17 protein-coding genes and 1 other RNA gene are annotated in these 20,804 nt (G+C 57.8%); 2 read left to right on the forward strand and 16 right to left on the reverse strand.

Translation table 11 applies throughout. The features are described 5' to 3' along the window. Nucleotides 1-9: 9 nt before the first annotated feature. From ftsZ to mraZ, 14 genes are all read right to left on the reverse strand, one after another. Nucleotides 10-1,212 (reverse strand): cell division protein FtsZ, encoded by a 1,203-nt coding sequence (ftsZ, locus tag ACNKU7_RS07355; protein ID WP_418296326.1) that lies wholly within the window; start codon nucleotides 1,210-1,212, stop codon nucleotides 10-12. Nucleotides 1,213-1,275: 63 nt separating this feature from the next. Further along, nucleotides 1,276-2,511 carry a cell division protein FtsA gene (ftsA, locus tag ACNKU7_RS07360; protein ID WP_418296327.1) on the reverse strand — a complete coding sequence of 412 codons (1,236 nt, stop codon included), beginning with the start codon at nucleotides 2,509-2,511 and terminating at the stop codon, nucleotides 1,276-1,278. A gap of 81 nt (nucleotides 2,512-2,592) precedes the next feature. Continuing rightward, nucleotides 2,593-3,354 (reverse strand): cell division protein FtsQ/DivIB, encoded by a 762-nt coding sequence (locus tag ACNKU7_RS07365; RefSeq protein ID WP_418296328.1) that lies wholly within the window; start codon nucleotides 3,352-3,354, stop codon nucleotides 2,593-2,595. A gap of 89 nt (nucleotides 3,355-3,443) precedes the next feature. Continuing rightward, nucleotides 3,444-4,928, reverse strand: coding sequence for a UDP-N-acetylmuramate--L-alanine ligase (gene murC, locus ACNKU7_RS07370; RefSeq protein ID WP_418296329.1), 1,485 nt, complete (start codon nucleotides 4,926-4,928; stop codon nucleotides 3,444-3,446). A 1-nt stretch (nucleotide 4,929) separates the two neighbouring features. After that, on the reverse strand, nucleotides 4,930-6,030 hold the full coding sequence (murG, locus tag ACNKU7_RS07375) for an undecaprenyldiphospho-muramoylpentapeptide beta-N-acetylglucosaminyltransferase (protein ID WP_418296330.1): 1,101 nt from the start codon (nucleotides 6,028-6,030) through the stop codon (nucleotides 4,930-4,932). Beyond that, the gene (gene ftsW, locus ACNKU7_RS07380) at nucleotides 6,030-7,268 is read right to left on the reverse strand and encodes a putative lipid II flippase FtsW (protein ID WP_418296331.1); all 1,239 of its coding nucleotides are present in this window, start codon (nucleotides 7,266-7,268) and stop codon (nucleotides 6,030-6,032) included. The genes murG and ftsW overlap by 1 nt, the downstream gene beginning before the upstream one ends. Then, on the reverse strand, nucleotides 7,265-8,653 hold the full coding sequence (gene murD / locus ACNKU7_RS07385) for a UDP-N-acetylmuramoyl-L-alanine--D-glutamate ligase (protein ID WP_418296332.1): 1,389 nt from the start codon (nucleotides 8,651-8,653) through the stop codon (nucleotides 7,265-7,267). The genes ftsW and murD overlap by 4 nt, the downstream gene beginning before the upstream one ends. 33 nt (nucleotides 8,654-8,686) lie before the next feature. Then, complete coding sequence (gene mraY / locus ACNKU7_RS07390; protein ID WP_418296481.1) at nucleotides 8,687-9,772, reverse strand: phospho-N-acetylmuramoyl-pentapeptide-transferase; 1,086 nt, start codon at nucleotides 9,770-9,772, stop codon at nucleotides 8,687-8,689. A 12-nt stretch (nucleotides 9,773-9,784) separates the two neighbouring features. Continuing rightward, nucleotides 9,785-11,155 carry a UDP-N-acetylmuramoyl-tripeptide--D-alanyl-D-alanine ligase gene (locus tag ACNKU7_RS07395; RefSeq protein WP_418296333.1) on the reverse strand — a complete coding sequence of 457 codons (1,371 nt, stop codon included), beginning with the start codon at nucleotides 11,153-11,155 and terminating at the stop codon, nucleotides 9,785-9,787. Then, nucleotides 11,152-12,696, reverse strand: coding sequence for a UDP-N-acetylmuramoyl-L-alanyl-D-glutamate--2,6-diaminopimelate ligase (locus ACNKU7_RS07400; RefSeq protein WP_418296334.1), 1,545 nt, complete (start codon nucleotides 12,694-12,696; stop codon nucleotides 11,152-11,154). Before ACNKU7_RS07400 ends, ACNKU7_RS07395 begins: the two co-directional genes overlap by 4 nt. Then, on the reverse strand, nucleotides 12,693-14,459 hold the full coding sequence (locus tag ACNKU7_RS07405) for a peptidoglycan D,D-transpeptidase FtsI family protein (protein WP_418296335.1): 1,767 nt from the start codon (nucleotides 14,457-14,459) through the stop codon (nucleotides 12,693-12,695). Before ACNKU7_RS07405 ends, ACNKU7_RS07400 begins: the two co-directional genes overlap by 4 nt. A 117-nt stretch (nucleotides 14,460-14,576) precedes the next feature. Next, complete coding sequence (ftsL, locus tag ACNKU7_RS07410) at nucleotides 14,577-14,855, reverse strand: cell division protein FtsL (RefSeq protein ID WP_418296336.1); 279 nt, start codon at nucleotides 14,853-14,855, stop codon at nucleotides 14,577-14,579. A gap of 6 nt (nucleotides 14,856-14,861) precedes the next feature. Further along, nucleotides 14,862-15,788 carry a 16S rRNA (cytosine(1402)-N(4))-methyltransferase RsmH gene (rsmH, locus tag ACNKU7_RS07415; RefSeq protein WP_418296337.1) on the reverse strand — a complete coding sequence of 309 codons (927 nt, stop codon included), beginning with the start codon at nucleotides 15,786-15,788 and terminating at the stop codon, nucleotides 14,862-14,864. 23 nt (nucleotides 15,789-15,811) lie between these two features. After that, nucleotides 15,812-16,255 carry a division/cell wall cluster transcriptional repressor MraZ gene (mraZ, locus tag ACNKU7_RS07420; RefSeq protein ID WP_418296338.1) on the reverse strand — a complete coding sequence of 148 codons (444 nt, stop codon included), beginning with the start codon at nucleotides 16,253-16,255 and terminating at the stop codon, nucleotides 15,812-15,814. A 566-nt stretch (nucleotides 16,256-16,821) separates the two neighbouring features. Between mraZ and ACNKU7_RS07425 the strand changes: the two genes are divergently transcribed. Continuing rightward, complete coding sequence (locus tag ACNKU7_RS07425) at nucleotides 16,822-17,502, forward strand: phosphoadenosine phosphosulfate reductase domain-containing protein (protein WP_418296339.1); 681 nt, start codon at nucleotides 16,822-16,824, stop codon at nucleotides 17,500-17,502. A gap of 100 nt (nucleotides 17,503-17,602) precedes the next feature. On the opposite strand, the gene rnpB is transcribed toward ACNKU7_RS07425, so the two are convergent. Together rnpB and rsmI are read right to left on the reverse strand one after the other, a co-directional pair. Further along, nucleotides 17,603-17,967, reverse strand: an RNA gene (gene rnpB / locus ACNKU7_RS07430) — RNase P RNA component class A. 58 nt (nucleotides 17,968-18,025) lie between these two features. Next, nucleotides 18,026-18,868, reverse strand: coding sequence for a 16S rRNA (cytidine(1402)-2'-O)-methyltransferase (rsmI, locus tag ACNKU7_RS07435; RefSeq protein ID WP_418296340.1), 843 nt, complete (start codon nucleotides 18,866-18,868; stop codon nucleotides 18,026-18,028). Between the two features lie 36 nt (nucleotides 18,869-18,904). Between rsmI and ACNKU7_RS07440 the strand changes: the two genes are divergently transcribed. Beyond that, complete coding sequence (locus tag ACNKU7_RS07440; RefSeq protein ID WP_418296341.1) at nucleotides 18,905-20,800, forward strand: penicillin-binding protein activator; 1,896 nt, start codon at nucleotides 18,905-18,907, stop codon at nucleotides 20,798-20,800. Nucleotides 20,801-20,804 lie beyond the last annotated feature (4 nt).

The raw sequence follows: 20,804 nt of genomic DNA on the forward strand, positions 1-20,804 counted from the left end.
GGGGCGAGATCAGTCAGCCTGCCGGCGCAGGAAAGCAGGAATATCCAGGTACTCCATATCCTGGTCTGCCGGATTCAATCCAGCCATCACACGCTTGGTGCGGTCGCTTTCCCCGCGAGCACGCACTTCCTGAGTATCACGGGAAGTCTCTGCAGGTGCAGCAGCGCGAACGGATTCACGAGGTTCAGCGCGACGGGTGTTGTCGACCACTTTGGTAGGGCGTGCTACCTGGGCGCCGGCTTCACCGAGACCTGCAGCAACAACAGTCACGCGCATTTCATCACCCAGCTTGTCATCTACCGCCGTGCCGATAACTACCGTGGCTTCGTCGGAGGCGATTTCCTGAACAATCTGGCCTACCTCAGAGTATTCACCCAGCGTCAATTCCTGACAGCCGGCCTCTTCGCTACCGGTAATGATATTCACCAGAATACCGCGGGCGCCCTGGAGGTTGACGTTGTCGAGCAGCGGACTGCGGACCGCTTTTTCCGCGGCTTCGCGGGCACGGTTTTCGCCAACAGCGGCCCCTGAACCCATCATTGCCATGCCCATTTCGGACATGACCGTGCGAACATCCGCGAAGTCCACGTTCATGATCCCCGGGCGGATCATCAGATCGGCGATGCCCTGAACTGCGCCCAGCAGAACATTATCGGCCTCTTTGTAAGCCGCCTTCATGGTGATCTTGTTACCCAGCACTTCCAGCAGGCGGTCATTCGGGATCGTGATCAGGGAGTCAACCTTGTCGCGCAGCTCGAGGATTCCCTCTTCCGCGACCAGGGAGCGCTTGCGGCCTTCGATCATGAACGGGCGGGTTACCACAGCAACAGTCAGAATACCCAGATCCTTGGCGATTTCGGCCACAATCGGCGCGCCGCCGGTACCGGTGCCGCCACCCATTCCGGCGGTAATGAACACCATATCCGCCCCGCTCAGGACATCGGCAATACGGTCGCGATCCTCCAGTGCAGACTGGCGCCCGACGTCGGGGTTGGCACCCGCGCCGAGGCCGCGGGTAATGGTGTTACCCAGCTGGATAATGGTGTGCGCCTCAACATCTTTCAGCGCCTGCGCGTCTGTATTTGCGCAGATGAAATCCACTCCATCCACATCGCTGGCGATCATGTGCTTAACAGCGTTACCACCGCCGCCGCCGACACCGATCACTTTGATTACAGGCTTATCCTGTACGCTGTCTACGAGTTCGAACATTGCTGTTCCCCTTTTTTGCTCATGTCAATTTTTTGATTATCGATCCTGGAAACACTTCCTGGCTCAGAGGTTCCCTCTGAACCAGTGCTTTACCTTGTCCCACCAAGGGTTTTCATCCCGCTGTACCCTGGGCGGTCCACTTTTCCGTTCTTCAGACTTGATTGCGTACATCAGCAAGCCGACACCGGTTGAATAAATCGGGTTACTCACGATATCGGTCAACCCGGAAATACCTTGAGGTACTGCCAGTCGAACCGGCATATGGAAAATTTCCTCTGCCAACTCCACCGCGCCTTCCATCTTTGAGGAACCACCGGTTAGCACGATGCCCGCCGCGCAAAGATCTTCGAAACCACTCCGACGCAGCTCCGCCTGCACCAGGGTAAACAGCTCGTCATATCTCGGCTCAACGACTTCAGCCAGTGCCTGTCGGGAGAGATCCCGCGGCGCGCGGTCGCCTACGCTGGGCACCTTGATGGTTTCGCCTTCACGGGCCAGCTTGGCCAGTGCACAGGCATACTTGATCTTGAGCTCTTCCGCGTGGGGCGTAGGTGTCCGCAACGCCATCGCGATGTCATTGGTCACCTGGTCACCCGCAATCGGAATAACACCGGTGTGACGAATCGAGCCGCCGGTAAACACAGCGATATCCGTGGTTCCACCACCGATATCCACCATACAGACGCCCAGCTCTTTTTCATCGTCCGTGAGCACGGCGTAGCTGGATGCCAGCTGCTCCAGAATGATGTCTTCCACTTCCAGGCCACAGCGGCGAATACACTTTTCGATATTCTGTGCCGCATTCACCGCACCACTCACCAGGTGAACCTTGGCCTCAAGGCGCACACCTGACATGCCCAGGGGCTCTTTAACACCTTCCTGACTATCGATCAGGAATTCCTGCGGCAAGGTGTGCAGAATCTTCTGATCCGCCGGAATCGCTACGGCTCGCGCCGCGTCGATCACACGATCCAGATCCTGCTGGGTAACTTCGCGATCCTTGATCGCGACAATGCCGTGGGAGTTGAGGCTGCGTATATGACTGCCCGCGATGCCAGCGTACACGGAGTGAATTTCGCACCCCGCCATCAGCTCCGCCTCTTCCACCGCGCGCTGAATGGATTGCACCGTAGACTCGATATTCACGACCACGCCGCGCTTCATACCGGTAGAACGATGCGAGCCAATACCCACAATGGTAAGTGAACCATCCCCGGATACTTCTCCCACGATCGCCACCACCTTTGAAGTGCCGATATCAAGTCCGACGATCATGCGGGGATCTGTTGACTGTGTCATTTGATTTCAACCTCGCTGAGCGACTGCTCCGTCCCGCATTTACCATGCTGGGTCAGCGCAACACTCACCTTTTTTATCTGCTTAATTGTTGTCTGCTTTTAATTCTTTCCATTCCACCGCAACTGCGTTGTTATAACGGGTATCTACCCCCGCCACTTTTTGCAGGTGCGGTGCTAATACACCGCGGGTCAGGCTCAGGAAACGATCAACGCGTTCCAGTAACTCGTCATGCCCCAGCTGCAACCGGATGCCACTGACCAGCTCCAGTTGCCAGCCCGCCAGATCGTCAAATGACAGCCGGCGAACTTCCATATCTTTTGTGGTCAGCAAACCTGCAAGCGCCTGGTATTGCGCCATGATACGGCCTACCAACTCAGAATCCCCGGCCAGTTCCGGGAGCCGCAGCCCCTGCATTTGCTCAGGCCTTGGCAACAGCTCGCCACTGGCAATCAACAGTCGATCATCGCCCCAAATCGCCAGAGGCTGCGCTTCCTCAACCGTGACCTCCACACCGTTGGGCCAGTGGCGACTCACCGATGCATTCACGATCCAGGGATTCGCCATCAAGGCGCTGCGTATCCCTTCAATATCCAGCGAAAAGAACCCCCGCCGTAAAAAGGGCAGAAGGATATCTTCTACTTCACGCTCAGTCACCGCGCTGAAAGGTCCCTTTACCCGGACATTTTCCAGCGCATCCACCCGACTCAGTTCCTCAACCGGAGCCTTCTGCCACAACCAGCGTGCTCCGTATCCAAGGCCGGCAGCGACTATGAAGAGACCGAAAACCATCAACGCCGGGCGCAACACACCGCCAATCGAGTGTTCCGAATCTTGCCGCGGCAAGGCCCGAGCACCGCGCACGGTGTCTTTCCCCCCGCGAGCTCTACGTCGCTCTTTGTTTTCCTTCGTCTCCCTCACACCGGCACCACAGCTTATTTTTTCTGAGCTGAGTTATCACCCAGGCGCCAGTCTGCCAGCTGTTGCGCCAAGCCACCCACGTTACCGGCACCCTGGGTCAGGACGATATCGCCCGGCTCAATCAAATCCGCCAGCACCGGCGGCACCTGCTCTACTTTTTCAACGAAAATCGGGTCGACCTGCCCGCGGTTGCGAATGCTCCGTGCCAGGGTACGGCCATCGGCACCCGGAATTGGCGATTCACCCGCGCTATATACATCCAATAGAACCAACTTGTCGACTTGTGAAAGCACCTGCACAAAATCTTCAAACAAATCCCGCGTACGCGTATAGCGGTGGGGTTGATAAATCATCACCAGGCGACGCTCCGGCCAGCCGTCACGCACGGTCTTGATCGTCGCGGCAACTTCCCGCGGGTGGTGACCATAGTCATCGACCAGCATCACCTTTTCCGCTCCGGGGTCACCGGATACCGGATAATCTCCATAAATCTGGAAACGGCGACCCACGCCCTGGAAGCCTTTCAGTCCTTCACGAATTGCGTCGTCACTCACACCTTCTTCGCTTGCCACGGCAATCGCCGCCGTTGCATTCAACACATTGTGAATGCCCGGTACATTGACACACACGTCAAGCTGACTGCCATCTGGCCGCGCGACGGTGAAGAAACTGCGCAGTGGCTCCTGCCGAACCTGGCTGATTCGGAAATCATTTTCCTCATCGAACCCGTAGGTCGCGACCGGGCGGGCCAGCTTCGGGATGACCGCCTGCACGTTGCTATCGTCACCACACACAACCGCCAAACCGTAGAATGGAAGGTTGTGAACAAAATCGATAAAGATCTGCTTCACTTTTTCGAAGTCGCCACCATATGTCTCCATATGATCCGCATCGATATTGGTAATAACCGTCACCATCGGCTGTAAGTGAAGGAAGGAGGCATCACTCTCGTCCGCCTCGGCAATCAGGTACCGGCTCTCCCCCAGCGCTGCATTCGCTCCAGCGCTGTTCACCAGCCCACCGATGACAAATGTCGGATCTTTTTTATCCGCAGCGAAAATTGATGCAATCAAGCTCGTGGTGGTTGTCTTGCCATGGGTACCAGCGACCGCGATACCGTATCGATAGCGCATCAGTTCACCCAGCATTTCAGCCCGGCGCACGATAGGAATACGGTTTTCACGTGCAGCGATCAGCTCAGGGTTATCCCCGTAAATGGCCGATGAATTGACCACAACATCCACATCCCGCACATTTTCAGCGGTGTGTCCTATCTGAACGTTGATACCCAATCCACGCAGCCGCTCGGTTACCTTGCTTTCGCGCAGGTCAGAACCGGAAACGTCATACCCCTGATTCTGCAATACCTCAGCGATACCACTCATGCCGGCGCCACCTACGCCGATAAAATGGATCCGGCGGATACGTCGCATCGCCGGCACCCGGTAATTGCCTTCATCACTCACGGCCTGACTGTATTTGGATTTATCGAGAGACATTTCAACACCCCATCTCTTCGCGACAGATAGCAACGACCTGCTCTGTCGCGTCTGGCTGGGCAACCTTTCTTGCCGCTTCAGCCATGGCCAATAATTTGCCCGGGTCGGCGAACAGCCCCCGGAGAATTCCCGCCAGCTCATCAGCATCAAGATCATCCTGCTGAATCACCATCGCCGCGCCGGCCTTTGCCAGCCACTCGCCATTTTTGGTCTGGTGGTCATCGATTGCGAATGGAAATGGAACCATGATCGCACCGACACCGGCGGCTGCTATTTCCGATACTGTCAAAGCCCCGGAGCGACAGATCACCAGATCCGCGTTTGCGTAGGCCGCGGCCATATCAGCGATAAAGGGCACAACCTCTGCATCGACCTGCACTCGCTCGTAGGCTTCCCTGGCCACATCGAGATGCCTTTGCCCGGCCTGGTGAACAACGCTCGGGCGTGCGTTCTTATCCAGCTTCGCCAGTGCCTGGGGCACCAGCTCGTTGATGGCCACCGCACCCAGGCTGCCACCCAACACAAGCAGGCGCAGCGGTTGCTGCCTGGCCACCCTCAGTGCGGGCTCCGGCAGAGCGGCAATTTCGCTGCGCACCGGGTTACCCACCTGGGTCGCGGCCGGCAAACCACTGGGAAAGGCCTCCAGTACGCGTGACGCGATACGTGCGAGCAACCGGTTGGTCGTCCCCGCCACTGCATTCTGTTCATGAATGATCAGCGGTATTCCGCTGATCCTAGCAGCCACGCCGCCAGGACCAGTGGCAAAGCCACCGAACCCCAGAACTGCGTCTGGAGCCACCGCCTTGATCACACCGCGTGCCTGCATGATCGCTTTGCTGATCTGCCACGGCGCTTTCAGTAAGGCGCCGCGCCCGCGCCCGCGCACGCCCTCGACACTGATAACGTGCAGGGGAATCTCAGCGGCCGGGATCAACTGGGATTCGATTCCCCTTTGTGTACCCAGCCATTCAATTTCTGCCCCCTGGGCCTGTAGCGCTTTTGCCACAGCCAGTGCCGGGAATACGTGACCACCAGTTCCCCCGGCCATCACCAGGAACTTTTTGCCGCTGAAAGCGTTGGCCGGCGCAACCTGATCAACCATTACGCAGCCTCCCCTGTCTTGCGGTCACCCAACTGCAGCGGGTTGAATATCGGCAACTTGCTGATTGTTCCACCTGCCTTCTGTTCGCCGGGCACCTCGTTTAATTCTTTTTGTACGCGCCATGCAACCGCGAACAATGCACAGCACACGACCAGGCTGCTGCCACCAGAGCTCACAAATGGCAAAGTCAGTCCCTTGGTAGGCAACAACCCTGACGCTACGCCCATATTGACGAAAGCCTGGCCGGCAATCAGCACGGCGATACCAAAGGTCAGAAGTGCAGCAAAAAAAGCTTGTTGAGCCAAAGCCTTTTTCACCAGCCGCAGCAGCGACCAGGTAAACAGGGCATAAAGCCCGATCACGGTCAGTCCGCCGAGCATCCCCCACTCTTCAGCCAGGATGGCGAACACAAAATCCGTATGTGCCTCCGGCAAATAAAACAGCTTCTGTACGCTGTTGCCGAGGCCAACGCCAAACCACTCCCCGCGACCAAAAGCAATCAGCGACTGGGTGAGCTGATATCCGCCGCTAAACTGCTCTCCCCACGGATCGAGAAAAGTAGTCAGGCGCTGCAACCGGTAGGGGCTGATCAAGGCCATCAGGGCCAGTCCGCATGCGGCCAACCCGACCAGCAGGAAGGTATGCGGCAAGCGCGCTCCCGCCAGAAAAACCATCGCCAATGCAGTGCCGGAGATCACCACCACTGACCCGAAATCAGGTTCCAGCAGCAATAAGATGGCCACAAAGCCAAGCACCGAAATCGGCACCATAAAACTGCTCCAGTGCCTCAGCTTTTCATGGCGCCGGGTGAGGAAGCTGGCGAAAAAAATCAGGCAGCAGAATTTCGCCACTTCCGCCGGCTGCACCGTTATCGGCCCCAAAGCGATCCAGCGCATACTGCCATTCACACTGCGGCCGACCCCGGGAATCAAAACCAGAACCAAAAGTCCGACAGCGAAAATCAGCAGTGTCCACGACAGGTTTGACCAGGTCTCGAGGGAGATCCGGCTCACCACGAGGGCACCAATTGCACCAGCAGCCAGAAACACCAGGTGGCGTTTCAGGAAATACCAGGGATCGCTGTAGACATCCGCGGCAAAAGCAATTGACGCGGATGCGACCATAATCACGCCGATACTCGCGAGTGCCAGCACACAGAATGGCAAAACCCATTCGAATGCATCACCGTCGTTGAGATGGGAAACGGCCTTATACGACTTCTTATCGACGCGGCTCACACTTCACCTCCGGTCGCGGAAATGTCGTTACCCAGCGCATGGACTGCGCGGCGGAAATCCGCACCGCGAGCCTCGAAATTTTTGTACATGTCAAAACTGGCGCAGGCCGGCGAAAGCAGTACGTAATCCCCGGGGCTCGCCATCTCGAGACCAGCTTGTACTGCCTCATCCATTGACTTGGCCGCCCGCTGGGCAACCAGACCGGCAAATACTCTGGCAATTTTGTCACCATCCACGCCGATGGTTACCAGGCCGCGCAGGGCCGAGGCCGCCTCCGAGAGGGAGGAAAAGTCTGCGCCCTTGCCGTCGCCGCCGGCGATCAGAACGATTTTGCGAGTATCCGTCGCAAGGCCATCCAGTGCCGCCCTGGTCGCACCCACATTGGTGCCTTTGGAATCATTCACAAACGTCACATCGCGAATATCCGCTACCCGCTCACAGCGGTGGGACAGCCCGGCAAATGAACGCAAAGCCACCAGCATCGCTTCCATCGGCAGCCCAACTGCATTGCCGAGTGCCAGTGCTGCCAGAGCATTGGCGATATTGTGGCTACCCACCATCGCCATTTCACTGGCGGCCAGCAGCTTGTCTGCGCCCTGCGCCAGCCAATACTCGCCGTCTTCCTCAACCACCCCAAACTGTCGCAGATCCGGCCGATCCAGTCCGAAGCTCCACTCCATGTGCTCTTTGGCAAGAGGCGCACGGGTGAGGGGATCCGCCCGGTTGACGACCAGCTGCTTCGCATTGCGGTAAATGCGCTGCTTTGCCTGATGGTAGGCCGCAAGTGTCGGATAGCGATCCATGTGATCTGCGCTAAGGTTCAGAATCGTGGCCGCATCCGGCTCAAGACTGGACGTCGTCTCCAGCTGAAAACTGGACAGTTCCAACACGAACAACTCCGGCAGCGGTTGCGCGAGCAAATCCAGTACCGGCACCCCGATATTGCCACCCACTTTCACAGCCACGCCCGCCGCTTCGGCCATGAGGCCAACCAGAGTGGTCACTGTGCTCTTGCCATTGGAACCGGTAATCGCAACAAGTCTGGGCTTGCTCTCAAGCTTGCGCAGCTCCCGCGCGAAGAGTTCGATATCGCCGACTGCGGGAACCCCCGCGCGAACCGCTTCCGCAATATCGGGCTGAGCCAGGGCAATTCCCGGGCTTACGATCAGTTCGCTCGCACCCAGCAGGAGCTCCCGGTCAAACGGACCACAATGAACCGGCACGCCAGGGAATTCGCGCTTAAAAGCCTCAAGTCCCGGTGGCTGCTCGCGACTATCAACCACAACCGGAGAGCACCCCTGGCGCAACAGAAAGCGCACCACCGATTGCCCGGTAGCGCCCAGTCCGATCACCACTTTTCTCTCTGAAGTTGCGATGAGATTCATAGTCTCGCTGTCAGCCCGTTATCTTTATTTAAATCAGCGAATTTTCAGGGTCGCCAGCCCCGCCAGCACCAGAACCACGGTGATAATCCAGAAACGCACAATAACCCGCGGTTCCGGCCAGCCCTTCAACTCAAAATGATGGTGCAATGGCGCCATCCGAAAAATTCGCTTGCCCGTCAGCTTGAATGACGCGACCTGCAAAATGACTGAAACGGTTTCCATCACAAACACACCGCCCATGATGAACAACACGATTTCATGGCGGGTGATTACCGCAATGATCCCCAATGCGGCACCCAGTGCCAGTGCGCCGACATCCCCCATAAATACCTGTGCGGGATAAGTGTTGAACCACAGGAAACCTAGCCCCGCACCTCCCAGGGCGGCACAGAACACTGCCAGCTCACCGGCCCCGGAAATAGACGGGATGTGCAGGTAGTTGGCAAATTCCACATGCCCCACCAGATAGGCAATAACACCAAGCGCGCCGCCCACCATGACAGACGGCATGATCGCAAGTCCGTCGAGCCCATCCGTCAAATTGACCGCATTACTGGTGCCGACCACTACGAAATAGGTCAACAGAATGAACGATATCGGCCCCAGGTTGATCGCGATGTCCTTGAAAAAAGGCACGAAAAGTTGGGTTTCCGCAGGTGATGTCGCGCTCATAAAGAGGTAAATCGCAGCCCCCAACCCTGCGACCGACTGCCAAAAGTATTTCCAGCGTGCGATCAGACCTCGAGAACTTTTTTCAACAACTTTCTTGTAGTCATCCACAAAACCAACAGCGCCGAACACAAAGGTCACCAGCAAGGTTACCCAGACGTAGCGGTTGCTCAGGTCGGACCAGAGCAGTGCCGCCGAAAAAATTGCAGCCAGAATCAGCGTGCCGCCCATGGTCGGGGTGCCGGACTTGCTCAAGTGTGATTGCGGGCCGTCGTCACGAACCGCCTGACCAACCTGTAGCCGGTTCAGCCATGTAATCATCCGCGGGCCGACCAGCAGTGAAATGCCAAGGGCGGTCAGCGCACTCAAAATGGCACGCACGGTCAGGTAATCAAAGACCGCAAAGCCTTTTATGTACTGTTGTAAAAATTCAGCCAGCCAAAGCAACATCATTCAGCCCTTTCATTGATTCCCATTAGTCAGTGCCTGCGCAACCAACTCCATGCGCGCACTGCGGGAACCCTTCACCAGCACAGTGGTGTTCCCATCCAGTTCCGGAACTAGCGCTTTGACGAGTGCATCGCGATCCGAAAAATGTTTATGTACATGTTCGCGGCCAGCCGCAAAACTCACGCCTGCGGCAACACTCAGGGTACCGAGCGTAAACAGCTGATCGATACCGCGCTCCCGCGCCAGCTGCCCCATATCCCGGTGTGCCTGATCCGCCTCCGGGCCCAGCTCCGCCATATCGCCTAGCACGAGAATTTTCTTGCCTTTGCGCTGAGCCAGCAGCGCAATTGCCGCTCCTACCGAGCCGGGATTCGCGTTGTAACTGTCGTCAATCACGGCCGCACCAGCTATACCGGCAAGGGTCTGCAAGCGCCCCCCGACCCCGAGGGAGGAAGACAGGCCCGCTGCGATTTCGTTCACCGGAATACCCGCTGCATAGGCACAGCCTGCAGCCACAAGGGCATTGTGTACATTGTGTTCACCCAGCAGTTTCAGCTGCACCGGATGTGACACACTTTCAATGACGAGATCGAATCCAGCACAGCCGTCATCAGCCATATGGATATTTTCCGCATGGACGTTGCGCTGATTGCCCAATCCGACCTCGATTTTTTGTACGCCCTCCGGCAACTCACCGCGCCAGTAATCTGCGTAGTTATCGTCGGCATTAATGACTGCAGTACTGCCAGGCGCAAGCGTCGTGTAGATCTGCCCCTTGGCGGTGGCGATGCCGTCAATCGAGCCAAAGCCTTCGACATGTGCGGGCATAACATTGTTAACCGCCGCGATTTCAGGCTTGGCAATTCCGCACAGGTAACCAATTTCATTGGGCCCACTGGCCCCCATTTCCACGATTAAAACCTCGTCGTCTGGGGCCAAAGAAAGCAGGGTCATCGGAACACCGAAATGATTATTCAGGTTCCCCTGCGTAACGCACACTTGATGGCGCTGACCGAAAATAGCCGAGAGCATTTCCTTGACGGTGGTTTTTCCACAGGAACCCGTAATGCCAATGACAGGTCCGTCAAACTGCTCTCTGCACAAGCGACCAATCTGCCCCATGGCAACAGTGGTATCAGTCACCACCCACTGCGGTAACGAAGTCCCCTCGATCGCCTTTTCAGTGACCAGACCGAGTGCATTACCATCAATTTCTGGCAGAAACTCATGCGCATCGAAATTTTCACCACGCAATGCAACAAACAGTGCTGCCGGATCCAGCTTGCGCGTATCCGTACAAACACGGTCAAATGTCACCGACCCGTTAATCAGTTCGCCACCAAAGCGTTGCTGCAATTGCGCGAGGGAAAGAGGACTGATCACTTGTTGGCCCCCTCAAGATCTTGCGCCAGCCGCGCCTGCAACGCCGTCTCTGCGTGCTCACGGTCACAGAAATGCAGCTTTTGGCCTCCAATCAACTGGTAGTCCTCGTGCCCCTTGCCAGCAATCAGCACGGTATCGCCGGGTGCCGCCTGTGCGATGGCGAAGCGAATGGCCTTGGCCCGGTCAACTTCAACAATGAGTTTCTCTTCATCCCCGCTTGCGTCGGTACCCTGCAGAATGTCCTCGACGATTGCCTGCGGGTTTTCACTGCGCGGATTGTCACTGGTCACCACTACGCGATCAGCCAGGTCAACAGCAATACGCCCCATCGGGGCCCGCTTGCCGGTGTCGCGATCACCACCGCAACCGAACACGCACCAGAGCTTGCCGCGACAATAGGGACGCGCTGCCTCGAGCGCTGCACGCAATGCATCTGGCGTGTGGGCGTAGTCCACAAGAACACTCACGTCTTCGCTGCCATGCGCAGCCACACGCTCCATCCGACCAGGCACGGGCTTGATATGCGGAAAAGCAGCCAGAATGTCCTGCAGCGGCATACCTGCGGCCGCGACTGCGGCCACCACGGCCAGCGTATTGTGAATATTGAAGTCACCTATTAATGGCGCCTTGAGCTCGCCCTCACCCCAGGGGGTGATCAGGTGCAGGGAGAAGCCATCTTCAAGCCGTTTCAGATCCCGAATCTGCAGGTCGCCATTTTGCAGTCCATAGGTGATGACCTTTAACCCGCGCAACTTGCAGCGCTCAACCAGCTGGGCGCCAAACGGATCGTCAATATTGATCACGCCGCGCTTCAGTTTGGGCAGGCCAAACAATTTTTCTTTGGCCGCGCCGTAGGCAACCATATTGCCGTGGTAGTCCAGGTGATCGCGAGACAGATTGGTAAAAATCGCGGTATCGAATACCAGTCCGTGCACACGTCCCTGGGACAGGGAGTGGGAGGAAACCTCCATTGCCGCCGCGCGGGCTCCGGCCTCGTAAAACGCTGCGTAGTCGGCCTGCAAGCGCACCGGGTCTGGCGTAGTAAGACCGGTTTCCTCAAGATCCACAGTACCGTTGTGCCACACGCCGTTACCAATCGTTCCCATCACTGCAGCGCTGCCAAAGTGGTTCGCCAGCAGCTGAGAAGCGAGATATGCACATGTGGATTTCCCGTTGGTTCCAGTCACACCCACCAGGTACATAGACTCGGTCGGCTTGTTATAGAAACGCGCGGAAATCTCCCCTACCCGGGCTGCCAGCCCCGGCACAGTCACCACCTGCACGCCATTGCGCGATTCACAACCTACGGAGTCACCCTCAGCCAGCACGACGGCCGCGCCGCGCTGAATGGCTGCGTCAATAAACTCTCGCCCGTCAACCTGGGTACCACGCACGGCCATGAATACGTCGCCGGCATTCACGCGACGACTGTCCAGCGCGACACCGGAAACGGCGACATCGGGCACACCCGCATAGCCGGGAACCAGCTCAGCAAGGGAAACGGAGCGTTTCTGGGAATCTGAATATTTTTGCGAAGTCACGACGTGGTACCTCTCTCGTCCAACTGCGTCGCCAGCTGCTGCTCAGCAGGCGCGACTTCCTCCGGTGGCACCTGTAACAGACGCATTGCACCGGACATCACTTTTCCAAACACCGGCGCCGCCACTTCGCCACCGTAATACTTGGAGTGGCTCGGGTCATCGATCACCACCACCGCGGCCAGGCGCGCGTCTTGCGCCGGAACAAACCCGGCAAAAACCGAGCGGTAACGGTTTTCCGCATAGCCACCGCTGCCCACCTTGTGCACGGTGCCGGTCTTACCCGCCACACGGTAGCCCTCGACAGCAGCCTGCTTACCGGTGCCCTTGGGACCAATCACGGTCTCCAGCATCGCCGTCACCTGCTTTGCCAAGGCGGGATCAACTACTTGCTCTGCCCCCGCCTGGCGACGGTTTTTCCCTTTCTCCAAAACCAGCGAAACCGGGCGTTTCTGCCCGGCGTTTGCCACCACACTGTAGGCCTGAGCAAGCTGAACTGAATTCACCGTTAGCCCGTAGCCAAATGCAAAGTTGGCCAGTTCAATGGGATGCCAGCGATCCCTTGTCGGCAGGATGCCCGCAGCCTCCCCGGGGAATCCGCTGCCAACCGCCTCTCCGAGCCCAAGGCGGTAAAAAAGTTCACGCAAAGTTTCCGGCTTCAGGTCCATCGCCACTTTGGTGATCCCCACCTGGCTGGACTTGGTAATGACGCTGGTCAAATCCAACTGCCCATAATTCACCGGATCCACCAGGGTCTTGCCCGGCAACCTGATATAGCCCGGGCTCGTGTTAATCGGCGTGTGCGGCTGGTAGCGCCCGGATTCCAGCGCAGCCAGGGCGGTCAGGGGCTTGATCGTGGAGCCCGGCTCAAACTGGTCAATCAGGGCGCGATTACGCATCGCCGCCGCCTTGACCCCTTCGCGGTTGTTCGGGTTGAAGGACGGCTGATTCGCCATTGCCAGTACTTCGCCGCTGCGGGTATCCAGAATCACCATAAAGCCGGATGCAGCGCCATTCTCTGCAACCGCCTTTTTCAGCTCCCGGTAGGCCAGGTACTGCAGGCGCATATCAATGGTCAGCTGCAGGTCGCGCCCTGGACGCGCCTCTTGCTTTACCGCCAGATCCTGTATGGTGCGACCTTTGAGATCCTTGATGACCTGGCGTTTGCCCGATTCACCGGCGAGAGACTGCTCGAAAGCAAGCTCCAGCCCCTCCTGACCGCGATCGTCAATATTAGTAAAGCCCAGCAACTGGGCAGTCACTTCACCAGCAGGGTAAAAACGGCGATATTCCTTCTTGCTGTAGACGCCTGCGATATCCAGATCGAGGGCGCGCTGGGCCTGCTCCGGCGTCATATGACGACGCAAGTACATAAAGCCCTTGTTGCTGTATTTTTCCAGGCGTTTGGCAAGGTTGGCCGGACGGGTATCCAAAGCGCCAGCCAGCTGGCGCAACTGGTCAGCCGAGGCCTCTTTCAAAAGCTGTGGATTGGCCCACAGGGTTTGCACCGGTGTACTCACCGCGAGCAACTCGCCATTGCGATCTACGATGGAACCGCGGTATGCGGCAATCTCCTCGGTGCGGATGGTGCGTGCGCGCCCCTGATCCTGCAGGAAGCGATATCCACGATCCTGCTCTGGCATAACCTGCAGACCCGCGAGGTGCACCACGAGCGCCAGAGCCAGCAGGCACAACAGGGCCGCCACCAGCGCGAAGCGCCAGCGGGCAATACCCGGCTGCTGTTGCTGTTTCTTTACGGCGCCCATGTGACTCGCGATCCTATTTCATTATTTATTTGCGCCCGCTCCCGGGCGCCTGTACACCCTGAGCGCAAATGCGCCAGGGCCTCACCGTCTCTCTCTACACCCGCACAAACCGGGGCGTCACTTCCGCTTCGAGGAGACCAATATCCGCTCTGATGGAGCCGGTGCCCGCATCTTCAACTGCTCTTTTGCCACCTGCTCAATTCGGCTGTAAGCCGACCAGGCTCCCCGCTCCAGCAACAGCCGCTCCTGTTCGTAACGCAACTCGTCCCGATAATGCTGGGCCTGCTCCAGCTGCGCAGTGAGCGCGCGACTGCGCTGAGTGGTGTGCACGACGGTGAGCGCAGAAACCATCACAAGCACCCATACCCCACCGAGCATCCATTTATTTGTTCCCATTGCGAATCAGCCCAGCTTCTCCGCCACCCGCATGACCGCACTGCGCGAACGCACGTTGTCGCCCACTTCTGCACCGCCAGCCTTAGCCGCTTTCCCGATCGAGCGCAGCGTTTTATGAATCTGGCTGTCCATCACCGGCAATCCACGGGGTAGCTGTGGCCCGCGTTCCTGCTCGCGTATAAAGCGCTTCACCATCCGGTCTTCCAATGAGTGGAAGCTGATCACCACCAGGCGCCCTCCAGGCTTCAACAGTGCAAGAGACTTTTCCAGCGCCTGCTGCAGATCATCCAGCTCACCGTTGATATGTATGCGGATGGCCTGAAAAACCCGGGTTGCGGGGTGCTTTCCTTTCTCCCAGGCCGGGTTTGCCGCTTTTACAACTTCCGCCAGATCGAGCGTGCGCTCGAAAGGCTGCTCTGCGCGGCGGCGAACAATCGCTGCAGCCATCCGGCGCGCAAATCGCTCTTCACCATATTCTTTGAATACCCGCACCAGCTCAGCCTCAGACTCACTGTTTACCCAGTCGGCGGCACTGACTCCGCGACTGGTATCCATGCGCATATCCAGCGGCCCATCCTGAATAAAACTGAAGCCACGCTCAGGCTGGTCGAGCTGCGGCGAAGAAACACCGAGATCAAGTAAAATCCCGCTGACTTGCCCGGCCTTGGCCGCGGCCGCCTGATCCATGTCTGCGAAGGATCCATGCCAGATCTGGAAACGATTCTCTCCCGCAAACCGCTCATTGGCGTATGCAATGGCCTGAGGATCCTTGTCCACCGCCAGCAAGCGGCCACCCTCATCCAGACTCTCGAGTATCAGGGCGCTATGCCCTCCGCGCCCGAAAGTGCCATCGATATAAAAACCACCCGGATCCACCACCAGGGCATCCACGGCTTCGCGTAACAACACACTGCGATGCAGCTCTTGAGACACCCTGATCTCCTTCATTCAAACGGTTACAAAGATAGAGAAGCCATCTCTTCTGGCATCTCTCCGTCACCTTCGCTTTCATCCAGCCAGCTCATCCAGCGATCCTCACTCCAGAGCTCAAGCTTCTTGCCCTGCCCTACAAGCATCAGCTTTTTCTCTAGCCCGGCGTATTCCCGCAAGGTTGGCGGGATCAGCACCCGCCCATTGGTATCCACCTGCAGCTCACAGGCATAGCCGATCAACAGCCGCTGAGCCCGGCGAGCCACTTTGTTAAAACTGGACAGCGCTTCGATCTTTGGGAGAATTTCGCGCCACTGAGCTTCAGGATAGACGAGTAAGCAGCGCTCTTCCGTATGTGCGGTTACTACCAGCCGCCCACCGCAATCTTCCAGCAACGAGTCCCTCACCCGAGCCGGAATGGCCAGACGCCCTTTCGCGTCCATATTGATTGCATGGCTGCCTAGATACACGGCTCTCTTCGTTTGCGTTTATTGAATTTGCACTCACACACATCGAGCCCAATTCGATCAAAGTTTGGTCTGCCAAGCGCTGATGAGGGGTAAATATCCACTCACATCCACACTTGCCCCACTAAGACCCACAATTTTCCACTTTTCTCCACCTTGCACACTATAAATCTGAGCGGCTTAAAGTCAAGGAAATAGGAGTTGTCCCGCACCAAAAAGCCCAGTAATTTCGCGGGCTGCAGGCGGAGTGATCACATTTTCGACAGAAGTGCAGATGAATAAATGCACAACAAAGCAAGTACTTACTTTGGCAAGCTGACAAGTTACTTTAACTTTGCAGTGAAGCGCTTTGACGGCAAAACAAACATAGCAACGTAAGCGGGCACTCACCGGAGCAATTTGCCGCTAAGCTGCGGCAAGCCTGCAAACCTGGAGATCGTACGGGGAAGGGTTAGACAGAAGAGACTTCTTAGAACTTTAGAGAATATAAAAATCAGCTTTTATTATTTTTAACCAGGAGAGTCTCACGGTAGCTTTGCACCACTGATTAATCGAGCGGGAAACCACCCATGGGCCTTACAGCGGGACTCAGCAAACAAGCAGCAGACCAGGAGCGCACGTTCCACCACGGCGCAGACCTGGCGACTCTGAATGAACGCTTCAAGAGCAGCAAGCCCAGCGAGATTATGCAATTTACGGTGGAGCATGCGATAAACCCGGTGGTGTTCACCAACTTTCGCCCGCTGGCCATCGCTTTTTTGCACCTGATAACAAAGACCAAACCGGACATCCCGGTCATCTGGGTCGATCACGGCTACAACACCCCGGAAACCTACCGGCATATTGAGCGGGTGATCAAACTGCTGAACCTGAATCTGCACACATATTCGCCCAAGATGTCCGCGGCCCATTTCAATGCGGTGTATGGCGGGATCCCCCCCCTCGACACCCCCGAGCACGACTTTTTCTCACGCACGGTCAAACTCGAGCCATTCAATCGCGCAATGCAGGAGCTCAAGCCGGACGTCTGGCTCAACGGCATCCGCCATGACCAAAACGCCCATCGCCAGGGCCTGGACATCTTCACCAAAGGCAATCACGGAACCATTCGCGTTGCCCCGATGTTCCACCTGAAGGAACTCGACGTGGAGGAGTATGTGTACGAGCAGGACCTCCCGGACAATGACATTTACTTTGACCCGACCAAAGGCGAGGAGCACCGGGAATGCGGCCTGCTGTTGCAGAAATAACAGCGCGCACCGGACTTGAAAAGGTTTTGGACTAGATAGGAAGCGTACAGGGAAGTACTGCCAGGGAAGGCTCCGATCTGCGGCGCCAGCGCCGCGATCGAAGTTGAGTCAGCCGATAAGCCGGGTTCTGTCGAGGACAATCATTCATCTGGGATGTGTGTCACCACACACCTCAAGCGACCTACCCGCCCTCAGTGCGGGTCACACCTATAGAGGGCCTATTTGGTCTTGCTCCGAACGGGGTTTACCGTGCCACGAACTGTTACCAGTCGCGCGGTGCGCTCTTACCGCACCCTTTCACCCTTACCTGTACTTCCGAGGAAGCCATCGGCGGTCTACTCTCTGCTGCACTTTCCGTAGGCTCGCGCCCCCCAGGCGTTACCTGGCGTTCCACCCTATGGAGCCCGGACTTTCCTCCACCACACGACCCGAAGGCTATGCGACAGCGATTGTCTGGCTGACTCGGCGCGAAGAGTAATGACGGGCCCCCGGGATTGCAAGCACCACGGCACTGCGGAACGTGCTACTTCAGCTCGAGAGACCAGTTATACAGCGCCTTTTTATTCACCCCGGTGATCTCGGCAGCCACCGCAGCAGCGCGTTTGGGCGGCAATTCGCCAAGCAGTATTTGCATGACCCGGCACGACTCGGGATCCAACTCAGAGAGCTTTTGCGGCTCGGCACCGCGAACCAGCAGCACGATTTCGCCTCGCTGCTGGTTGGGGTCATCTCGCACCCATACAGACAACTCTGCGAGCGGCGCCAGGTGGATCGTCTCAAATGCCTTACTGATTTCGCGGGCAATAACCGCCTCGCGCTCCCCCCCGAACACCCCGGCCATCGCGGAAAGAGTGTCGGCAACTCGGTGTGGAGCCTCGTAGAACACCATCGTTCGCTCTTCTCCGGCGAGCTTTTGCAAAGCTGTTTCCCGAGCCTGAGCCTTCGCAGGCAAGAAACCTTCAAAGGTGAAACGGTCACTGGGCAGGCCGGCCGCGGACAGCGCCGCGACAAAGGCACATGCGCCGGGAATCGGCACCACCTGAATGCCCCTCTCGCGCGCCAGGCGCACCAGTCGATAGCCCGGGTCGGATATCAGCGGAGTTCCCGCGTCAGAAATCAACGCAATGGTTTTCCCGCTCTCCAACTGACCGAGAAGCCACTCCGTTCTCTGGCCGTCTGAGTGGTCATGGTAGGCCGCCAGGGGCGTATCTATGTTGAAATGGGAAAAAAGTCTCTGACTGTGACGGGTGTCTTCCGCCGCAACCAGATCCGCGGATTGTAGAACTTCAACCGCTCGCGGTACCATATCCGCCAAATTGCCAATGGGTGTAGCGACGATATAAAGCAGCGCTTTATCCGGCCCCATAGTTCACTCCAAAATAAGTTTTTGTGGGAGAAGAATATGTCCGCCCTATTACGGCGCACCCCTGTTTTTGCCGCCAGCCTCCTGGCACTCGCCCTGGCCGGCTGCCAGACACCGCGTACCGAGCCCGGTACCCAGATCCCGGCGCAGACCAAAGCAGCCGTCGCAGACCGGCAAAGCGCGATCGCCCTGCTTAACCGCGCTCGCGAGCTAGCGGCCCCCGAGCGCGATAAAGTCCAGCTGCAAGCGGCCGCCATTCTATACACTCTGGGCGATAACGCGACGGCCTCTCAAGCCGCCAGCCAAATTGATGCGCAGAACCTGACTGATACTGAGTATGCACGCTACGCCCGGGTGTACGGCGAGCTACTGATGCAGGAAGACGATTTCTTCCAGGCCCAGGATCTGGTCAGTGCGCCGCGCCTGGAGCAATCCTGGTACCAGATCCCCGCAGATACAGCGCTGCCGCTGCGCAATCTCCGTGCCGACCTGTGGAGCCTGATGGGCAATATCGACAGCGGCATCAATGAGCGCCAGCGCATTGCCGCTATCGCCCGCGACGACGACAGCATCAACGCCAACAACAATGGCCTGTGGCAGCTGCTGACACAACTTCCATCCAGTGAGCTGCGCCAGCGCGGCGATGAAGCCCTGAGCGCAGATATGCGCGCATGGTACCAACTTGCCTTACTGGGCCGGGATACGCAGGCCGACATCAGTACACAATTGGCCGCCCTGAGCCGCTGGCGGCAACGCTGGCCCAACCACACAGCCGTCAGCCATCCGCCCCAGGCGCTGCAGCTGCTCGAGCAGCTTGCCACACAGCGGGCGCAGAATGTGGCACTGCTCCTGCCACTTTCCGGCCCCCTGGGCTCTGCCGGTCGCGCCATTCGGGACGGGTTCATGGCGGCCTACTACAGCGCGCTGGATGCAGGTGCCCCCACCCCGGAAGTTCAGATCTACGATACCGGTACCGCACGCCCGTTTGAGGAAACTTACCAGATGGCGGTCAACAACGGCGCCCAGTCAATCGTTGGCCCTCTGGATAAGGACAAAGTGGCCAATCTGCTCGCTACAGAGAAGCTTCCAGTACCGACCCTGGCACTGAATTACGGCGACAGCGGTCGCCTGACTGACGATCTGGTTCAATTCGGCCTCGCGATCGAGGACGAAGCCCGTCAGGTCGCCCAGCAGGCCTACCGGCTTGGCCACCGCCAGGCGATGATTCTGGCCCCGGAATCCAACTGGGGACAGCGCGGGGTAGAGGCATTTACCGAAGAGTGGAACCGTCTCGGCGGCAGTATCAGCCTGAGCCAGAATTACCGTGAAAGCACCAATTTCTCGCAACTGGTAAGCGATGCGCTGCTCATACCCGAGAGCAAAAACCGCGAGCGCGAACTGCGCAGTAAACTCGCAACCGGGCTCAAGTTCACGCCCCGCCGGCGCGGCGATGTGGACATGCTGTTCCTGCTGGCACAACCCCAGCAAGCCCGCCAGATAAAGCCGATGCTGTCGTTCTTCTATGCCGGCGAGCTCCCCGTGTTTTCCACATCCCAGGTTTTTGCGGGCAATGTGGATCGCCAGCGCGACCGGGACATCAACGGCGTGCGATTTACCGCACTGCCCTGGCTGTTCGAAGATGACAACCAAACCAAGCAGAATATCGTCAAACAGGTTTCACCCGCGCCGGCATTTGCCCGGCTCTATGCCCTGGGTGCAGACGCGTTCCGCCTCTACCCACGCCTGCCCATGTTGCGACAGTTCCCAAATCAGCAGGTATATGGCCTCACAGGCGCACTAAGCCTTACTGCAGATGGTCGCGTCGTACGTGAGCAAACCTGGGCCAAGATAGACAATGGCGCCCCGGTGCCCATCACCACGGTAGAAGAGAGCCGTCACCCGCTGATGCAGGACGAGAGTGCAGCGGCGCATTGACGAT

The organism is Microbulbifer weihaiensis (assembly GCF_048323715.1).
GTDB lineage: Bacteria > Pseudomonadota > Gammaproteobacteria > Pseudomonadales > Cellvibrionaceae > Microbulbifer.

Bases quoted from the DNA above. Each gene is read 5' to 3' on its own strand.
- ftsZ (WP_418296326.1), bottom strand. From the start codon at position 1,212: ATGTTCGAACTCGTAGACAGCGTACAGGATAAGCCTGTAATCAAAGTG.
- ftsA (WP_418296327.1), bottom strand. From the start codon at position 2,511: ATGACACAGTCAACAGATCCCCGCATGATCGTCGGACTTGATATCGGC.
- murC (WP_418296329.1), bottom strand. From the start codon at position 4,928: ATGTCTCTCGATAAATCCAAATACAGTCAGGCCGTGAGTGATGAAGGC.
- murG (WP_418296330.1), bottom strand. From the start codon at position 6,030: ATGGTTGATCAGGTTGCGCCGGCCAACGCTTTCAGCGGCAAAAAGTTC.
- murD (WP_418296332.1), bottom strand. From the start codon at position 8,653: ATGAATCTCATCGCAACTTCAGAGAGAAAAGTGGTGATCGGACTGGGC.
- mraY (WP_418296481.1), bottom strand. From the start codon at position 9,772: ATGTTGCTTTGGCTGGCTGAATTTTTACAACAGTACATAAAAGGCTTT.
- ACNKU7_RS07405 (WP_418296335.1), bottom strand. From the start codon at position 14,459: ATGGGCGCCGTAAAGAAACAGCAACAGCAGCCGGGTATTGCCCGCTGG.
- ftsL (WP_418296336.1), bottom strand. From the start codon at position 14,855: ATGGGAACAAATAAATGGATGCTCGGTGGGGTATGGGTGCTTGTGATG.
- ACNKU7_RS07425 (WP_418296339.1), top strand. From the start codon at position 16,822: ATGGGCCTTACAGCGGGACTCAGCAAACAAGCAGCAGACCAGGAGCGC.
- rsmI (WP_418296340.1), bottom strand. From the start codon at position 18,868: ATGGGGCCGGATAAAGCGCTGCTTTATATCGTCGCTACACCCATTGGC.
- ACNKU7_RS07440 (WP_418296341.1), top strand. From the start codon at position 18,905: ATGTCCGCCCTATTACGGCGCACCCCTGTTTTTGCCGCCAGCCTCCTG.